The organism is Mesorhizobium sp. M4B.F.Ca.ET.017.02.2.1, assembly GCF_003998955.1.
Taxonomy (GTDB): Bacteria; Pseudomonadota; Alphaproteobacteria; order Rhizobiales; family Rhizobiaceae; genus Mesorhizobium; species Mesorhizobium abyssinicae.
Genome location: NZ_RZOF01000744.1, coordinates 1 through 367 on the forward strand (window position 1 = coordinate 1; position 367 = coordinate 367).

The 367-nt window shown below is 59.4% G+C and carries 1 pseudogene; it reads right to left on the reverse strand.

Features of this window, described 5'->3' with window-relative positions:
- Positions 1–158 precede the first annotated feature (158 nt).
- Positions 159–367 (reverse strand): annotated as a pseudogene (locus EN738_RS36035) (hypothetical protein); the annotation flags it as partial.

Sequence of the window (367 nt, forward strand, 5' to 3'; positions counted from 1 at the left end):
GCGATCAGCAGACTTGAAACGGCAGCGATCGTCGGCGTGATCTCTTCCCGAATTCCCGACCACATCTTGATCGGCAAGGTGGTGGTGTCCGGCCCGCTCACGAAAAGTGACAGCACCAACTCGTCGACAGATCCGTCACCGCAACTAAAGCTGGACCTTCAGCCCTCGCCTTCGGCCCACGCCACGTATCTACTAAGCTTAAGGCGAATCGCGGATTCGTCGCCGTGTTGCGCCCCTCGCGAGAGGGCATCCAGAAGGGGCCCAAGGCCTGCCGTTTCGAGGTTGCCTATTGCCGAGAGGATCTCGTCCTGCCACCGCGGGTGAACGTTCTCTCTGCTGAGGCCCTTGAATTTCTCCCAGATCTGAT